This is a genomic window from Pseudomonas sp. QL9 (genome assembly GCF_041409665.1).
Lineage (GTDB): Bacteria > Pseudomonadota > Gammaproteobacteria > Pseudomonadales > Pseudomonadaceae > Pseudomonas > Pseudomonas knackmussii.
Map to the genome: position 1 here is coordinate 1,318,600 of NZ_CP166971.1, position 15,831 is coordinate 1,334,430.

The following is a 15,831-nucleotide window of genomic DNA, read 5'->3' on the forward strand; positions in this document are numbered from 1 at the left end:
GGGACACCTCGCAGATGCCGGGAATCAGGCAAGTCTAGGTCGCCCAATCGGATCGGTGCTGACCTGCGTCAAGGCCGCACCCCCCGGCCCGCGCGACTCTGAAGACCCGCCCTGACCAAGGAGGCCCCATGGCCCTGCTCACATTCATCGGTGCCGCGCAGGAAGTCACCGGTTCCTGTTATCTGCTGGAAACCCGTGACGGTGCTCGCGTGCTCCTCGAGTGCGGCATGCACCAGGGCCGTCGCGACGACGAGGCGCGAAATCGAACACCCTTCCCATTCGATCTGGGGACATTGGACGCGGTGGTCATCTCCCACGCCCATATCGACCACTGCGGCCTGCTGCCACGCCTGGCCCGCGAGGGCTATCAAGGTCCGGTGTACGCCACGGAATCCTGCTGCGACCTGCTGGAACTGATGCTGATGGACTCGGCGAACATCCAGGAGAAGGACGCTGAGTGGGAAAACAAATGGCGCGCCCGGCTGGGCAAGCCGCCGACCACCCCGCTGTATACCCAGGAGGATGCGCAGAAGGCCCTGTCCCTGCGTCGCGGCGTCAGCTACGGCAGTACCGTCGAGGTCGCCCGCGGCGTCCGGGTGACCTTCCACAATGCCGGGCACATCCTCGGGTCAGCCGTCGTCGAGATCGAGATCCACGAACAGGGCCGCTGCCGCCGCCTGGCGTTCTCCGGCGACCTTGGCAACACCTGCTCCCCCCTGATGCGCACACCGACTCCGCTAAGCCGCGCTGACGTGGTGCTTCTGGAGTCCACCTACGGTGACCGAGATCACCGCGACAACCAGGAAACCCTCCAGGAACTTGCCGACATCCTCGAACAAGCACATAAGGACGGCGGCAACGTGCTCATTCCTGCTTTCGCCGTCGGTCGCACCCAGGACCTGCTGTTCTACCTCGGACGCTTTTACCAGGAAGGTCGCCTGCCCCAGCAGACGGTCATCCTCGACAGCCCCATGGCCGCGCGCGCCAATGAGATCTACCTACGCCACACCAACGAATTCTCCGATTCCGACCGCGAGTACATCCGCGGCACCGGCACGGTGAAGCTCTCCGAATGGCTGCCGCCGCTGCGCACCACTCAGTCAGTCGAGGAGTCCATGGCGATCAACCGCATCAAGAGCGGCGCGATCATCATTGCCGGCAGCGGCATGTGCACCGGCGGGCGAATCGTCCACCACCTCAAGCACAACCTCTGGCGCGAGGAGTGCCACATCGTCTTCCCCGGCTTCCAGGCCATAGGCACCCTGGGGCGCAACATTGTCGAGGGAGCCGAAAAAGTGCGCGTCCTTCGCCAGCGCATTGCCGTAAAAGCCAAGGTACACACCCTCGGCGGCTTCTCCGCCCACGCCGGACAATCGCAATTGATTCAGTGGGTTGGCCACTTCGAGAATAAACCCGAGCTATACCTGATACATGGCGAACGGACGAAAATGGACGTGCTGCAAGCCGCTCTGCTCGACCGCCTGGCCTGGCAAGCCAACATTCCGGAACCGGGGGAACAGATCGCTTTCTGAAACAGGGTCATCGCTGGCTGCCATGGGTGGCAGTCAGACTGGCGCGAGCCGCCAACGCGGGGTTGATCAACAAGGAGTATCCCCATGCCCTTCGAACCCGAAGACTTCCTTTCCAGACACTTCCAGACCAGCGGCACCGACCTCGCGCAAAAGGTCGAGGAACTCGCGGCGCTCGCCGCACCGGGAGACAGCCGCAACCTTCCGCTGTACCAGGAAATGCTTTTCACGGTCGCACGCATGGCCCAGGCCGACCGCAATCGCTGGGACGCCAAGATCATGCTTCAGACCCTGCGCGAGATGGAGCACGCCTTCAGCACCCTCGAGCAGTTCAAACGCCGGCGCAAAGTCACCGTGTTCGGTTCGGCGCGCACGCGGCCGGATCACCCGCTGTATGCCCAAGCCCGCGAACTTGGCCGGGCGCTGGCGCACTACGACATGATGGTCATCACCGGTGCCGGCGGGGGCATCATGGCGGCCGCACATGAGGGCGCGGGTTCGGAAAACAGCCTGGGCTTCAACATCACCCTGCCCTTCGAACAACAGGCCAACCACACAGTGGCGGGCACCAACCACCTGCTGTCGTTCCACTTCTTCTTCTTGCGCAAGCTGTTCTTCGTCAAGGAAGCCGACGCCCTGGTGCTCTGCCCTGGCGGTTTCGGCACCCTTGACGAAGCACTGGAAGTACTCACCCTGATCCAGACCGGTAAGAGCCCCCTGGTGCCGGTAGTGCTGCTCGACCAACCCGGAGGGCAATACTGGGAACGTGCACTGCAGTTCATCCAGGAGCATTTGCTGGCCAACGGCTACATCCTGCCCAGCGACGTACACCTGATGAAGCCGGTGTATTCGGTGGACGATGCCGTGGGCGAGATCGCACGCTTCTACAGCAACTACCACTCGAGCCGCTGGCTCAAGGAAAACTTCGTCATCCGCCTGAATCACCGTCTCAACGACGCAGCATTGACTCGAATGCACGAAGAGTTCGGCAAGCTCTGCCTGCGGGACGGCTTCCACCAGCAGCCCTGTTGCGACGCAGAGCAGGACGAGCCGGAGTTCGTCCACCTGACCCGCCTGGCCTTCGCCTTCAACGGCCGCGACCACGGCCGCCTGCGCGAACTGCTGGACTTCATCAACCAACCGGAGAACTACGCCGAGTCTTAATGCTCGGGCAGAGAGCGACGGCGCAGGAGCGACCGTGGCCGGGAGAAGTACCGTCTCTATCCGCTCCGCGACATCGATCGAGCCGAGTGCAGTGGCTCTCGCTCGCGGAAATTCCTCATCGGCAGGTGGATGGCCCCACCACAAGCCCGCCTCGAGACGCTCACAGGCACGAACCTAGCAGGCCTGCCCCGCGGCTAAATATTCGTGCCTGTTTCCCTTATCACCCGAACGGGTGTCGCGCAGCAGCAAAACATCATTCAGTGAGCTGAAAGCTAAACGCATTTCATAGGAGCGAGATTGCCCGCGAATCAGGAGCGTACTCGCCGAAACCCATTCGCGAGCAAGCCTGCTAGAGGGCGCTCAACGGGAAAGCAGAGTGGTGCGTGAGCTCAGTCGTCACCACGACCACTGAACAGACGGTTGATAGCCTCCATGGAGAACCCACGGTAAGCAAGGAATCGCCCCTGCTGAGCACGCTCACGGGCATCCTGCGGCAGGCGAGGAAACTTGCGCCGCCAGACTTCGTGCAATTGCGCACGCCAGTCTACTTCGGCTTCGGCCAACGCCTTTTCGATCTCGCCTCGTGGCAACCCGCGTTGCCCCAGTTCCTCGCGAATACGCAACGGGCCATAGCCACTGCGCGCCTTGCTCGCAATGAACGCTTCCAGGTAACGGGATTCGTTGAGCAACCCCTCCTCGGCCAGGCGGTCGAGGGCGGGGTCAATGAGCTCTGCAGTGGCGCCACGCTGGCGCAGCTTGCGGGCGAGCTCGGCCCGACCGTGCTCGCGACGCGCCAGGAGGTCCATGGCGGCCCGCCGAACGGCGGCGGGCGTATCGAGCACGGTCGGCATCGGCGGGATCAGTAGTCGAGATCGGCTTCAGCAGCCTCGGCGGCTTCGGCCGCAGCCAGCTCGGCCTTGGTCGGCGCAGGCTGATTGCTCAGCAGCTGTTCGCGAATGGTTTTGTCCAGAACGGCGCAGACCTCGGAGTTCTCTTCCAGGTACTTGGCGGCGTTGGCCTTGCCCTGTCCGATCTTGCTGCCCTGGTAGCTGTACCAGGCACCGGATTTCTCCACTAGGCCCAGCTGTACGCCCAGGTCGATGATCTCGCCAGTACGGTAGATGCCTTTACCGTAGAGAATCTGGAATTCGGCCTGACGGAACGGCGGAGCGACCTTGTTCTTCACTACCTTGACGCGGGTCTCGCTGCCGACCACCTCGTCGCCTTCTTTCACCGCGCCGGTACGACGGATATCCAGGCGAACCGAGGAGTAGAACTTCAGCGCGTTACCGCCGGTGGTGGTTTCCGGGTTGCCGAACATCACACCGATCTTCATACGGATCTGGTTGATGAAGATGACCAGGCAGTTGGCGTTCTTGATGTTGCCGGTGATCTTGCGCAGCGCCTGCGACATCAGGCGGGCTTGCAGACCAACGTGCTGATCGCCCATCTCGCCTTCGATTTCAGCCTTGGGTACCAGGGCCGCCACGGAGTCGACGATGATCACGTCAACCGCGTTGGAACGCACCAGCATGTCGGTGATTTCCAGGGCCTGCTCGCCGGTGTCCGGCTGAGAGACCAGCAGATCGTCGACATTGACGCCCAGCTTGGCGGCGTAGTCCGGGTCAAGCGCGTGCTCGGCGTCGACGAAGGCGCAGGTGGCACCCTGCTTCTGAGCTTCGGCGATGACAGACAGGGTCAGCGTGGTCTTACCCGAGGATTCCGGGCCGTAGATTTCGACGATACGGCCTTTCGGCAGACCGCCGATGCCCAGCGCAATGTCCAGGCCCAGCGAGCCGGTGGAGATGGCCGGAATGGCCTGGCGCTCATGGTCGCCCATGCGCATGACCGCGCCCTTGCCGAATTGGCGTTCGATCTGTCCCAGGGCCGCAGCCAGGGCGCGCTTCTTGTTCTCGTCCATTGAAGTCCTCGCGAAGTCAGAGCGGCCGGGATGGGCCACGAACAACTGTATAAGTAGACAGTATTATTCCACAGGGCAAGTCGCTCGCCTACCCCTGTGCGGGATTTTCCCCGACGACCAGTCGTGACAGGCCGGCCAGAGCTGTTGCCACGGCCTGCCGACGCACATCGAGGCGATCACCGTCGAAATGAAAGCGCAAAGAGAAGAGGCGCTCGCCATCCGCCCAACACAACCAGACGGTTCCCACTGGCTTGTCGGGCGATCCGCCATCAGGACCAGCAATACCGCTGACCGAAACAGCGAAACGCGCACCGCTACGCTGCCGCGCACCACAGGCCATGGCTTCGACCACTTCTCGGCTGACCGCACCGACCAAAGGGAATAGCGCCTCGGGAACACCTAACTGGGCGCTCTTCTGCGCATTGGAATAGGTCACGTAGCCGGCATCGAACCAGGCCGAGCTACCGGGAATGCGCGTTATCGCCTCGGCGATGCCGCCGCCGGTACAGGACTCCGCGGTGCTGACCCGCTCTCCCAGGCGCTGCAACTGTGTGCCAAGACGCAAGGCCAGTTCGGTGATCCCTTCGTCGCTGATGTTCATGGGCTGACTCCGATGCTGAAGCGGGCTAGCCGGATACCGTACACTAGGCGCTTTTGCATATAGAAGACGGACCGCCCATTCCCATGAGCCAGAGCGACCTCTCCGCCCATACGCCGATGATGCAACAGTACTGGAAGCTGAAGAATCAGCATCCGGACCAACTGATGTTCTATCGCATGGGTGACTTCTACGAGCTGTTCTACGAGGACGCCAAGAAGGCCGCCAAGCTGCTCGACATCACCCTGACCGCCCGAGGTCAGTCGGCGGGCAATGCCATCCCGATGGCCGGAATTCCCTTCCACTCTGCCGAGGGCTACCTGGCCAAGCTGGTCAAGCTCGGCGAGTCGGTGGTGATCTGCGAGCAGATCGGCGATCCCGCCACCAGCAAGGGTCCGGTGGAGCGCCAGGTAGTGCGCATCCTCACCCCTGGAACCGTGAGCGACGAAGCTCTCCTCGACGAGCGCCGCGACAACTTGCTGGGTGCCGTCCTGGGTGACGAACGACTGTTCGGCCTCGCCGTACTGGACATTACCAGCGGCAGGTTCAGCGTCCAGGAAATTCGTGGCTGGGAACCGCTGCTGGCCGAGCTCGAACGCCTCAACCCGGCGGAACTGCTGATTCCTGACGACTGGCCAACCGGCCTCCCGGCGGAAAAACGCCGCGGCGCACGCCGTCGCGCGCCCTGGGACTTCGATCGCGACTCGGCGTTCAAGAGCCTGTGCCAGCAGTTCGGCACCCAGGATCTGAAAGGCTTCGGCTGCCAAGATCTCACCCTGGCCATCGGTGCTGCCGGCTGCCTGCTCGGTTATGCCAAGGAAACCCAACGTACCGCCCTGCCGCACCTGCGCAGCCTGCGCCATGAGCGCCTGGACGATACAGTCGTGCTGGACGGTGCAAGCCGTCGCAACCTCGAGCTGGACATCAACCTCGCCGGCGGTCGGGACAACACCCTGCAATCGGTGGTGGACCGCTGCCAGACCGCCATGGGCAGCCGCCTGCTGACCCGCTGGCTGAATCGCCCTCTACGCGACCGCGCGATACTCGAAGCACGCCAGGAATCCATCGCTTGCCTGCTCGAGCGCTACCGCTTCGAGAACCTTCAGCCACAGCTGAAGGAAATTGGTGATGTCGAGCGCATCCTCGCGCGTATCGGTCTGCGCAACGCCCGTCCCCGCGACCTTGCGCGCCTGCGTGATGCCCTGGCCGCACTGCCGGCGCTGCAACATGGCATGAACGAACTGGAAGCCCCGCACCTGGGCGAACTGGCCTCCAGTATCCGCACCTATCCGGAGTTGGCGGACCTGCTGGCACGAGCGATCATCGACAATCCGCCAGCAGTCATCCGCGATGGCGGCGTAATCAAGCGCGGTTACGACGCGGAGCTGGACGAGCTGCAAACGCTCAGCGAGAACGCCGGCCAGTACCTGATGGACCTGGAAATTCGCGAGAAAGCCCGCACTGGGCTGCCTAACCTCAAGGTGGGCTACAACCGCATCCATGGCTACTACATCGAACTGCCAAGGGTCCAGGCTGAACAGGCTCCGGCCGACTACATCCGCCGCCAGACGCTTAAAGGTGCAGAGCGCTTTATCACTCCGGAACTGAAGGCCTTCGAAGACAAGGCGCTTTCCGCGCAAAGCCGCGCACTGGCTCGCGAGAAGCAACTGTACGAAGAGTTGCTCGAACTGCTGATCGCCCAGCTTGCGCCGCTGCAGGACACCGCAGCAGCCCTAGCCGAACTGGACGTACTGGCCAACCTGGCCGAGCGCGCTCTGCATCTTGATCTGAACCGCCCACGATTCGTCGAGGAGTCGGGTATTCGCATCGAGCAAGGCCGCCATCCGGTGGTGGAGCAGGTGCTGGACACCCCCTTCGTGGCCAACGATCTGACGCTCGATGAAGACACGCGCATGTTGGTAATTACCGGTCCGAACATGGGTGGTAAATCCACCTATATGCGCCAAACGGCGCTCATCGTGCTCCTCGCGCACATTGGTAGTTTCGTTCCGGCGGCGAAGTGCGAGCTGTCGCTGGTGGACCGCATTTTCACTCGGATCGGCTCTTCCGATGACCTCGCCGGCGGCCGCTCGACCTTCATGGTGGAAATGAGCGAAACCGCCAACATTCTGCACAACGCGACCGACCGCAGCCTGGTGCTGATGGACGAAGTCGGACGCGGCACCAGCACCTTTGACGGTCTTTCGCTGGCCTGGGCGGCAGCGGAGCATCTGGCCAAGCTGCGCGCATTCACCCTGTTCGCCACTCACTACTTCGAACTGACGGTGCTGCCAGAAAGCGAACCCGTGGTCGCCAACGTCCATCTCAACGCCACTGAGCACAATGAGCGGATTGTCTTCCTGCACCATGTGCTACCCGGGCCGGCCAGCCAGAGCTACGGCCTGGCCGTCGCGCAATTGGCAGGCGTTCCCGGCATGGTGATCCAGCGCGCCCGCGAACACCTTGCGCGCCTGGAAACCACCAGCCTGCCTCACGAACATCCGCGCCAGGAGCTCGGCAAGCCTGCAGTGCCCATGCAGAGTGACCTCTTCGCCAGCCTGCCACACCCGCTGATCGATGAATTGGCGCGCATCCAACCCGATGATCTGACGCCCCGCCAGGCACTCGATCTGTTATATGCATGGAAGATGCGAGTCTGACGGACGCGCCTACAAGCTGCTAGAATCGCGCGCGCTGTGCCGCCCGCCTGAGGAGAGAATTAGAAAATGACCTTCGTCGTCACCGACAACTGCATCAAGTGCAAATACACCGACTGCGTGGAAGTCTGCCCGGTCGACTGCTTCTACGAAGGCCCGAACTTCCTCGTCATTCACCCTGACGAGTGCATCGACTGCGCGCTCTGCGAGCCGGAATGCCCGGCCCAGGCGATCTTCTCGGAGGACGAAGTGCCCGAGAACATGCAGGAGTTCATCGAGCTGAACAAGGATCTGGCTGACGTCTGGCCAAACATCACCGAGAAGAAAGACCCTCTCGCCGACGCGGAAGAGTGGGACGGTGTGGCTGACAAGCTGAAGCACCTGGAGCGCTAATCGCACCCGCAAGGCCCGCCAAGAGCGGGCCTTGTTGTATCTGGGCGGTACTTTTCTGCAGACAAAAAAAAGGGGCGGGATTAACCCGCCCTTTTTTTCCCTACCCCATCATCCTGATGAGTCGCATCCCGCGACGTCCTGGCCGAAGTCCTTTTCGACCCGCGTCATTCCGTGTACGCAGGGGTGATATTAATGATCTGCCAATACGTCGCAAGGCGACTAAATGTCACCGGGCACAGCCTATCGCCCGCGGACCACATTAATAAATCCATTAAAAACAATAGCTTAGAATGAGTCAGCGTTGCACATCCCTTTTTCGGGCAGGCAAAAGCGACAATTACTCACAGCACGTGTAAGCAAAGGCTTACAACGCGCGCATAAAAAAGCCCGAATCACTCCGGGCTCTTTCATCTGATCACCTGTTACTGGAACAGGGCGTCGCTCGACAGACCGTTCTTCTCGAGGATCTCGCGCAAGCGCTTGAGAGCCTCGACCTGGATCTGGCGCACCCGTTCGCGCGTCAGTCCAATCTCCTGCCCCACTTCCTCGAGGGTGCTGCTTTCGTGGCCGCGTAGACCAAAGCGGCGGATCACCACTTCGCGCTGCTTGTCGGTCAGCTCGGACAGCCACTGGTCGATGCTCTCGCTCAGATCATCATCCTGCAGCAGTTCGCAGGGATCCGTCGGGCGGTCATCGGTCAGGGTATCGAGCAGGGTTTTATCCGAATCCGGCCCCAGGGAGACATCGACCGAAGTGACACGCTCGTTGAGACCGAGCATGCGCTTGACCTCGTCCACCGGCTTCTCGAGAAGATTGGCGATCTCTTCGGGAGAGGGTTCATGGTCCAGCTTGTGGGTGAGCTCACGCGCCGCCCGCAGGTAGACGTTGAGCTCCTTGACCACATGGATCGGCAAACGAATGGTGCGAGTCTGATTCATGATGGCCCGCTCAATGGTCTGTCGAATCCACCAGGTCGCGTAGGTAGAGAAGCGGAAGCCGCGCTCCGGGTCGAACTTCTCCACCGCACGAATCAGACCGAGATTGCCTTCTTCGATCAGGTCGAGCAGCGATAGCCCCCGATTGACATAGCGTCGGGCGATCTTCACCACCAGGCGCAGGTTGCTCTCGATCATCCTCCGCCGGCCGGCAGGGTCGCCCTTCTGGGCCAGGCGCGCGAAGTGGACTTCTTCTTCGGGCGTCAGCAGAGGCGAGAAACCGATTTCGTTGAGATACAGCTGGGTAGCATCCAGTGCCCGGCTGTAGTCGATATGCTTGTGCTGCTTCAGTGAAGACAGAGAGGTTGTTTTGGGAGTGACTTGAAGGGAGACCTGCTCTTCGGCAAGTGACTCTTCGAAAGAGATGGCGGGCTCCAGCAACAGCAGCTCGTCATCCACGTCAAACTCCGGCCCTTCTTTCTTGAGTGCCATATCGTTATCCCTTGCTGAGTTCGACAACAAGTTCAGGCGATTCCATATCCTTGGGACGCCTGAACCCGCTCACCCACGCAGGGAGCGGCAACGATCAACGAGGTGGCAAGTACTGCAGAGGGTCTACGGGCTTGCCTTGGCGGCGAATCTCGAAGTGCAGCTTCACCCGGTCCGTGCCCGTGGAGCCCATCTCGGCAATGTTCTGCCCGACTTTGACTTGTTGCCCTTCCCGAACAAGCAGCCTCCGGTTGTGGCCGTAGGCGCTGACGTAGGTATCGCTGTGCTTGATGATCACGAGTTCGCCGTAGCCCCGCAAACCACTACCGGCGTACACAACCGTACCATTCGACGCAGCCAAGACAGGCTGGCCCAATTGCCCGGCTATATCAATCCCTTTATTCAAACTCCCGTTTGATGCAAAGCGACCTATCAGAGTACCGCTGGTCGGCCACACCCAACCTTCTGCCCCCTTGCCTACCGCCGGGGAAGTGGCGGTAGCTGCGGAAGATGGCGGAATAATGGCGGCTTTCGCCGTCTCGCTCTTCGGCGGCTGCTGAACACTGGTTGCGGACTTGGTTACCACGACCGGAGCGACAGGCGGGGTATTTTTAGCGACAGACGACTGAGGTGCCGCTTTTCCGTCGAAGCGGATCGTCTGGCCCGGGCGAATGGTATAGGGCGCAGGGATATTGTTGTGCGCAGCCAGGGCTTTCCAATCCCATCCATAGCGGAAGGCGATCGAATAAAGGGTGTCGCCACGGCGAACCTGGTACTGGCCGTTGGTCACAGGGGCACGGGTTGGTTCGGCACTCTGCTGTACCGAAGAGGAGGAGCTGCTGCTGCGCGTAGACGAACAGGCAACCATCAGGGAGCAGAGGACGACCGCCAGCATCAGCCGGCAAGCGCCCTGGATCCAATTCCGTTGTGCAAGGGCTGCGTTCAGGCTCACCCCTTCCCCCTTATCCATTTCAAACATGCCCGGCTCTTGCCGGTATTTTCCGTGCGGCCCAGGCCGTCAGGTGCAACCTGGACTAGCCCAACGGGCCATTGAGTAGAGGGACGAAACGCACCGAGTCCAAGGTGCTGCGCTGGAAGCCGTCGTCGGTTCGCACTATCAGCATCAGCTGCTGCACCTCTCCGCTGCCCACCGGAATGACCAGGCGTCCGCCCGGTGCCAGTTGGTCTAGCAGTGCCTGAGGCACTTCGGCAGCCGCCGCGGTAACTATGATGCCGTTGTACGGTGCCAGCGCCGGCCAGCCTTCCCAGCCGTCCCCCCAGCGAAAGACAACATTTCTCAGGTTTAGCTCCGCAAGGCGCTCCTTGGCACGATCCTGCAGCGCCTGGATGCGCTCGACGGAGAAGACGCGCTCGACCAGTTGCGCCAGCACGGCGGTCTGGTAGCCGGAGCCGGTGCCGATCTCCAGCACCTTGTCCAGCGGACCGGCCGCCAGCAGCAACTCGGTCATCCGCGCCACCATGAACGGCTGGGAAATTGTCTGGTTATGCCCGATCGGCAGCGCGGTGTCTTCGTAGGCCCGGTGCGATAGAGCTTCATCGACGAACAGATGGCGCGGCGTACGGCGAATGACTTCGAGTACATGGGCGTTGGACAGCCCTTCCTCGTACAGACGCTGAATCAGGCGCTCCCGCGTCCGCTGCGAGGTCATGCCAATTCCGCGGCGCGTCAGGTCATCGGCCATGCTCGAGCCCTCCGATCCAGTCCTGCAGGCCATTGAACGCCTCATGGAAGGTACGGTCCAGCTGCAGAGGAGTAACGGATACGTACCCCTGCATCACGGCATGGAAGTCAGTGCCTTCTCCACCATCTTCGACATCGCCGGCAGCGGCAATCCAGTAGCCTTCCTTGCCGCGCGGATTGACCACCTTGACCGGCGCGGCAGCGCGCTTGCGGTGGCCCAGGCGAGTCAGGCGGACTCCGCGGATGCGCTCCAGCGGCAGGTTAGGCACGTTGACGTTGAGCACGCTACGCGGCGGCAGGTCGAGCTGCTCGTGGTTCTGCACCAGCAGGCGCGCGTAGTGCATCGCGCTGTAAAGATTGTCCGGCTGCCGCGAGAGCAGCGAGAAGGCGAAAGCCGGCCGCGACAGGAAGCGCCCTTCGATAGCGGCTGCCACAGTTCCGGAATAGAGCACGTCATCGCCGAGGTTGGCGCCCAGGTTGATGCCCGAGACCACCATGTCCGGCAAGGTCTCGAGCAAGCCGTTCAGGCCCAGGTGCACGCAATCGGTCGGCGTACCGTCGATACCGATAAATCCGTTGCTCAGGCGCTGCGCGTGCAGCGGCCGGTCCAGCGTCAGCGAACTGCTGGCGCCGCTACGATCCTGTTCGGGAGCGACCACCACGCACTCGGCGTGTTCGCTCAGCGCGTCGTAAAGCGCGGCGATACCGGGCGCGTTAACCCCGTCGTCGTTGGCAATCAATATGCGCATGGGTTTTCCATCTGCCCCGCCGGTATCAGATCGACCAGCTCGCGCACGACGACGGTGGCGAAGCAGCCTGCCGGCAGGACGAATTCCAGTTGCAGAATGTCAGGGCCGGGATAATGCCATGCCAGACTCTGGATGGGGAGGCGCAGGATACGCCGTTCGTGCACCAGGTCCGCATCGCCCAGCCATTGGCAAAGTGCCATTTCGTCAGCCCCGATAGCGTTCTCTCGCTCGGCAGTCAGGCCTGCGGCAGGCGACGCGCCCTTGCCCCAGAGCGGCCCCGTCGGGTGCAGGTCCAGGATATCCAGGCGCGGGTCGGCGCATTCCGCCTCGCCAGCCGGGAAGAAGCTACGGCTGTCGGTGAAGGCCAGCAGGTCGCCGACCTGGGCGCGATTCCAACTACCCTCGGCAACCCTTTGGGCGAGCACGCGGTTGAAAAGGAAGCTGCGTCCCGCCGACAGCATTCGCGAGCGCAGATTGCGCTGCTCCGGAACGATGAGCCGCTCGGCGCAGCTGCGCGCATCCATGACATTGCCGCCATCGTGGCCGAAACGCTGAGCGCCGAAGTAGTTGGGCACGCCTTCGCGGGCGATGCTTTGCAGCCGCTCTTCCAGCGCTGCCTTGTCGGCACTCAGCTGGGTCAGGCGCAAGCAGAAACCGTTGGCCGAATGGGCGCCGCGCTGCAGCTTACGCTGGTGCCGGGTGCGCTGGAGGATGCGCAGCGAATCATCTTCGGCGGCGGTCAGATCGGGATCGGCCTTGCCCGGCAGGTGCAGGCTGAACCACTGCCGGGTCAGCGCCTGGCGATCCTTGAGCCCGGCGTAGCTGATCATCCGTTGCGACACGCCAGCGGCGCGGGCCAGGCGGCGAGCCGCTTCCTCGGTGTTCAGCCCACGCTTTTCGACCCACAACCAGAGGTGCTCGCCATCACCGGACAGCGGGATGTCCAGCACCTCGTCGACCTGGAAGTCCTCGGCCACTGCCTTGAGCACAGCCTGCCCGCAGGGTTCGCCATGGGCGCGCGGGCCCAGCAGTTCCAGCTCGGTCATGGGCGGACCAGCAAGGCCACGGCATGCACCGCGATGCCTTCTTCGCGACCAGTGAAGCCGAGCTTCTCAGTGGTAGTGGCCTTGACGTTGACCTGATCCACGTCGACCTCGAGATCGGCGGCGATGTTCGCGCGCATGGCTTCGATATGCGGCGCCATTTTCGGCGCCTGGGCGACGATAGTGGCGTCGATGTTGCCGACCACGTATCCCTTGCCCTTCACCAGGCTGACCACATGGCGCAGCAACGCGCGGCTGTCTGCCCCCTTGAAGCGCGGGTCGGTATCGGGGAAGTGCCGGCCGATGTCGCCCAGGGCACAGGCCCCAAGCAGCGCGTCGGCCAGGGCGTGCAGCAGCACGTCGCCATCGGAGTGCGCGATGAGTCCGAATTTGTGCGAAATGCGCACACCGCCGAGGGTGATGAAGTCGCCTTCGCCGAAGCGGTGTACGTCGTAGCCGTGGCCGATACGCATGAAAAAACGCCCTGAAACTGTCAGGGCGTCGATTCTACCGGAAAGCCGCAGCGCCGGTGTCAGGCCGGCGCTGTCAGTGCTTGCGCGTGGTGTCGCAGGTGGTCATCGATGAAGCTGGCGATGAAGTAGTAGCTGTGGTCATACCCCGGGTGCAGACGCAGATTCAGCGGGTGCCCCACCGCCTCCGCCGCCTGGCGCAGGGCCTCGGGCTTGAGCTGCGTAGCCAGGAAGTCGTCGCGCTCGCCCTGGTCGACGAGGATCGGCAGGCGCTCGCTGGCCTTCGCCAGCAACTCGCAGGCGTCCCATTCGGCCCAGGCCGCTCGGTCTTCACCGAGGAAACGACCGAGGGCTTTCTGCCCCCAGGGGCAATCGCTTGGATGGCTGATCGGCGCGAAAGCCGACAGCGACTGATAGCGTCCCGGATTGCGCAAGGCGCAGACCAGCGCACCGTGTCCACCCATGGAGTGGCCGGCAATGCCGCGGCGATGTGATACGGGGAAGTTGTCCTCGATCAGCGCCGGCAGTTCGTGCACCACGTAGTCGTGCATGCGGTAGTGGCGCGCCCAGGGTTCCTGGGTGGCGTTGACGTAGAAACCCGCGCCAAGGCCGAAATCCCACGCGCCGTCTGGATCGCCCGGCACGTCCGGGCCCCGCGGGCTGGTGTCCGGCGCCACAAGCACCAGGCCAAGTTCGGCAGCCATGCGCTGGGCACCGGCCTTTTGCATGAAGTTCTCGTCGGTGCACGTCAGCCCCGAGAGCCAGTAGAGCACTGGCAGCCCCGCCTCGGGCTCGGCCTGGGGCGGCAGGTAGACGGCGAACACCATGTCGCAGCCGAGCACTTCGGAGCGGTGGCGATAACGCTGGTGCCAACCGTCGAAGCTTTTCTGGCTGCTGATCAGCTCGATGGATTCCGCCATGGGAACCTCCTTCCTTCAGGGCCGGAGCGCTGGCGGCGCTCCGGCCGCCCCATCAGTAGTGGATGACCGAACGGATGCTCTTGCCTTCATGCATCAGATCGAAGGCCTCGTTGATCTTGTCCAGGCCCATGGTGTGGGTGATGAAGGTATCCAGAGGGATTTCACCCTTCTGCGCCTTTTCCACGTAGCTGGGCAGCTCGGTACGACCTTTCACGCCGCCGAACGCCGAACCGCGCCAGACGCGACCGGTGACCAGCTGGAACGGCCGGGTGCTGATCTCCTGGCCGGCGCCGGCGACACCGATGATGGTCGACTCGCCCCAGCCCTTGTGGCAGCACTCCAGGGCCGCGCGCATCAGTTGCACGTTGCCGACGCACTCGAAGGAGTAGTCCACGCCGCCGTCGGTCATCTCGACGATGACGTCCTGGATCGGCTTGCTGTGGTCTTTCGGATTGACGAAGTCAGTTGCGCCCAGCTCCTTGGCGATGTCGAACTTGGCCGGGTTGATGTCGATGGCGATGATCCGCGAGGCCTTGGCCATCTTGGCGCCGATGATCGCCGCCAGACCGATGCCGCCAAGGCCGAAGATGGCCACGGTGGAGCCCTCGGTGACCTTGGCGGTGTTGAGCACGGCACCGATACCGGTGGTGACGCCGCAGCCGAGCAGGCAGACCTTCTCCAGCGGCGCCTCTTTCGGGATCTTGGCCAGGGAGATTTCCGGCAGCACGGTGTACTCGGAGAAGGTCGAGCAGCCCATGTAGTGGTAGATCGGCTGGCCGTTGTAGGAGAAGCGCGTGGTGCCGTCGGGCATCAGGCCCTTGCCCTGGGTGGCGCGCACGGCCTGGCAGAGGTTGGTCTTGCCGGATTTGCAGAATTTGCACTCGCGGCATTCGGCGGTGTACAGCGGGATCACGTGATCGCCGACCTGCAGCGAAGTAACCCCCTCGCCCACCGCTTCGACGATGCCGCCACCTTCATGGCCGAGGATGCACGGGAACACGCCTTCGGAATCCTGACCGGACAGGGTGTAGGCGTCGGTGTGGCAGACCCCGGTGGCGACGATGCGAACCAGCACCTCACCCTTCTTCGGCGGCGCCACGTCGACCTCTACAACCTGCAGCGGCTGATTGGGGGCGAAGGCGACGGCGGCACGGGACTTGATCATCTCGAAACTCCTGGCGGATTGATGCGTGGGCTCCCGCCGCTGGGCGGAAGCGGCCGGCAAACGGCGCCGGCGGAAATTCGGCTGCCCGGCAGATGC

Annotated in this window: 15 protein-coding genes; 4 read left to right on the forward strand and 11 right to left on the reverse strand. The window is 62.9% G+C overall.

Annotated features, from left to right (window positions below; genetic code table 11):
* The first annotated feature begins 128 nt into the window (after positions 1 to 128).
* Positions 129 to 1,532, forward strand: a complete 1,404-nt coding sequence (locus ACA097_RS06285; RefSeq protein ID WP_371369170.1) for an MBL fold metallo-hydrolase RNA specificity domain-containing protein — start codon at positions 129 to 131, stop codon at positions 1,530 to 1,532.
* Positions 1,533 to 1,616: 84 nt separating this feature from the next.
* Positions 1,617 to 2,693, forward strand: coding sequence for an LOG family protein (locus tag ACA097_RS06290; RefSeq protein WP_371369172.1), 1,077 nt, complete (start codon positions 1,617 to 1,619; stop codon positions 2,691 to 2,693).
* A 389-nt stretch (positions 2,694 to 3,082) separates the two neighbouring features.
* Here the strand turns inward: ACA097_RS06290 and recX are convergent, their stop codons facing one another.
* From recX to ACA097_RS06305, 3 genes are all read right to left on the reverse strand, one after another.
* On the reverse strand, positions 3,083 to 3,544 hold the full coding sequence (gene recX / locus ACA097_RS06295) for a recombination regulator RecX (RefSeq protein WP_371369174.1): 462 nt from the start codon (positions 3,542 to 3,544) through the stop codon (positions 3,083 to 3,085).
* An 8-nt stretch (positions 3,545 to 3,552) separates the two neighbouring features.
* Positions 3,553 to 4,614, reverse strand: a complete 1,062-nt coding sequence (recA, locus tag ACA097_RS06300; protein WP_043250048.1) for a recombinase RecA — start codon at positions 4,612 to 4,614, stop codon at positions 3,553 to 3,555.
* 88 nt (positions 4,615 to 4,702) lie between these two features.
* Positions 4,703 to 5,215 carry a CinA family protein gene (locus ACA097_RS06305; RefSeq protein ID WP_043250046.1) on the reverse strand — a complete coding sequence of 171 codons (513 nt, stop codon included), beginning with the start codon at positions 5,213 to 5,215 and terminating at the stop codon, positions 4,703 to 4,705.
* An 83-nt stretch (positions 5,216 to 5,298) separates the two neighbouring features.
* On the opposite strand from ACA097_RS06305, the gene mutS reads away from it, so the two are divergent.
* Positions 5,299 to 7,872: a DNA mismatch repair protein MutS gene (gene mutS / locus ACA097_RS06310; RefSeq protein WP_201752544.1), complete on the forward strand. Its 2,574-nt coding sequence runs from the start codon at positions 5,299 to 5,301 to the stop codon at positions 7,870 to 7,872.
* 66 nt (positions 7,873 to 7,938) lie between these two features.
* Positions 7,939 to 8,262, forward strand: a complete 324-nt coding sequence (fdxA, locus tag ACA097_RS06315) for a ferredoxin FdxA (protein WP_043249946.1) — start codon at positions 7,939 to 7,941, stop codon at positions 8,260 to 8,262.
* Between the two features lie 422 nt (positions 8,263 to 8,684).
* Here fdxA and rpoS read toward each other — a convergent pair whose 3' ends face one another.
* The 8 genes from rpoS to ACA097_RS06355 form a co-directional block, all read right to left on the reverse strand.
* Entirely contained in the window at positions 8,685 to 9,689 is a 1,005-nt protein-coding gene (gene rpoS / locus ACA097_RS06320; protein WP_371369177.1) for an RNA polymerase sigma factor RpoS, read from the reverse strand.
* A 94-nt stretch (positions 9,690 to 9,783) separates the two neighbouring features.
* On the reverse strand, positions 9,784 to 10,638 hold the full coding sequence (locus tag ACA097_RS06325; RefSeq protein ID WP_371370487.1) for a peptidoglycan DD-metalloendopeptidase family protein: 855 nt from the start codon (positions 10,636 to 10,638) through the stop codon (positions 9,784 to 9,786).
* An 82-nt stretch (positions 10,639 to 10,720) separates the two neighbouring features.
* Positions 10,721 to 11,356, reverse strand: a complete 636-nt coding sequence (locus tag ACA097_RS06330; protein WP_156958117.1) for a protein-L-isoaspartate(D-aspartate) O-methyltransferase — start codon at positions 11,354 to 11,356, stop codon at positions 10,721 to 10,723.
* A gap of 22 nt (positions 11,357 to 11,378) precedes the next feature.
* Positions 11,379 to 12,137 (reverse strand): 5'/3'-nucleotidase SurE, encoded by a 759-nt coding sequence (gene surE, locus ACA097_RS06335; RefSeq protein WP_043249942.1) that lies wholly within the window; start codon positions 12,135 to 12,137, stop codon positions 11,379 to 11,381.
* Entirely contained in the window at positions 12,125 to 13,183 is a 1,059-nt protein-coding gene (gene truD / locus ACA097_RS06340; RefSeq protein ID WP_371369179.1) for a tRNA pseudouridine(13) synthase TruD, read from the reverse strand. The genes surE and truD overlap by 13 nt, the downstream gene beginning before the upstream one ends.
* A complete protein-coding gene (gene ispF, locus ACA097_RS06345; protein ID WP_371369181.1) occupies positions 13,180 to 13,653 on the reverse strand; it encodes a 2-C-methyl-D-erythritol 2,4-cyclodiphosphate synthase in 474 nt (157 codons plus the stop codon). The genes truD and ispF overlap by 4 nt, the downstream gene beginning before the upstream one ends.
* A 59-nt stretch (positions 13,654 to 13,712) precedes the next feature.
* Positions 13,713 to 14,570, reverse strand: a complete 858-nt coding sequence (gene fghA / locus ACA097_RS06350; protein WP_371369183.1) for an S-formylglutathione hydrolase — start codon at positions 14,568 to 14,570, stop codon at positions 13,713 to 13,715.
* 52 nt (positions 14,571 to 14,622) lie between these two features.
* On the reverse strand, positions 14,623 to 15,735 hold the full coding sequence (locus tag ACA097_RS06355; RefSeq protein WP_043249938.1) for an S-(hydroxymethyl)glutathione dehydrogenase/class III alcohol dehydrogenase: 1,113 nt from the start codon (positions 15,733 to 15,735) through the stop codon (positions 14,623 to 14,625).
* Positions 15,736 to 15,831: the final 96 nt, after the last annotated feature.

Coding starts and splice junctions, on each gene's coding strand:
- surE (WP_043249942.1), bottom strand. CDS start 12,137: ATGCGCATATTGATTGCCAACGACGACGGGGTTAACGCGCCCGGTATC.
- mutS (WP_201752544.1), top strand. CDS start 5,299: ATGAGCCAGAGCGACCTCTCCGCCCATACGCCGATGATGCAACAGTAC.
- truD (WP_371369179.1), bottom strand. CDS start 13,183: ATGACCGAGCTGGAACTGCTGGGCCCGCGCGCCCATGGCGAACCCTGC.
- ACA097_RS06285 (WP_371369170.1), top strand. CDS start 129: ATGGCCCTGCTCACATTCATCGGTGCCGCGCAGGAAGTCACCGGTTCC.
- fdxA (WP_043249946.1), top strand. CDS start 7,939: ATGACCTTCGTCGTCACCGACAACTGCATCAAGTGCAAATACACCGAC.
- ACA097_RS06355 (WP_043249938.1), bottom strand. CDS start 15,735: ATGATCAAGTCCCGTGCCGCCGTCGCCTTCGCCCCCAATCAGCCGCTG.
- fghA (WP_371369183.1), bottom strand. CDS start 14,570: ATGGCGGAATCCATCGAGCTGATCAGCAGCCAGAAAAGCTTCGACGGT.
- rpoS (WP_371369177.1), bottom strand. CDS start 9,689: ATGGCACTCAAGAAAGAAGGGCCGGAGTTTGACGTGGATGACGAGCTG.
- recA (WP_043250048.1), bottom strand. CDS start 4,614: ATGGACGAGAACAAGAAGCGCGCCCTGGCTGCGGCCCTGGGACAGATC.
- ACA097_RS06290 (WP_371369172.1), top strand. CDS start 1,617: ATGCCCTTCGAACCCGAAGACTTCCTTTCCAGACACTTCCAGACCAGC.
- recX (WP_371369174.1), bottom strand. CDS start 3,544: ATGCCGACCGTGCTCGATACGCCCGCCGCCGTTCGGCGGGCCGCCATG.
- ACA097_RS06305 (WP_043250046.1), bottom strand. CDS start 5,215: ATGAACATCAGCGACGAAGGGATCACCGAACTGGCCTTGCGTCTTGGC.
- ispF (WP_371369181.1), bottom strand. CDS start 13,653: ATGCGTATCGGCCACGGCTACGACGTACACCGCTTCGGCGAAGGCGAC.
- ACA097_RS06330 (WP_156958117.1), bottom strand. CDS start 11,356: ATGACCTCGCAGCGGACGCGGGAGCGCCTGATTCAGCGTCTGTACGAG.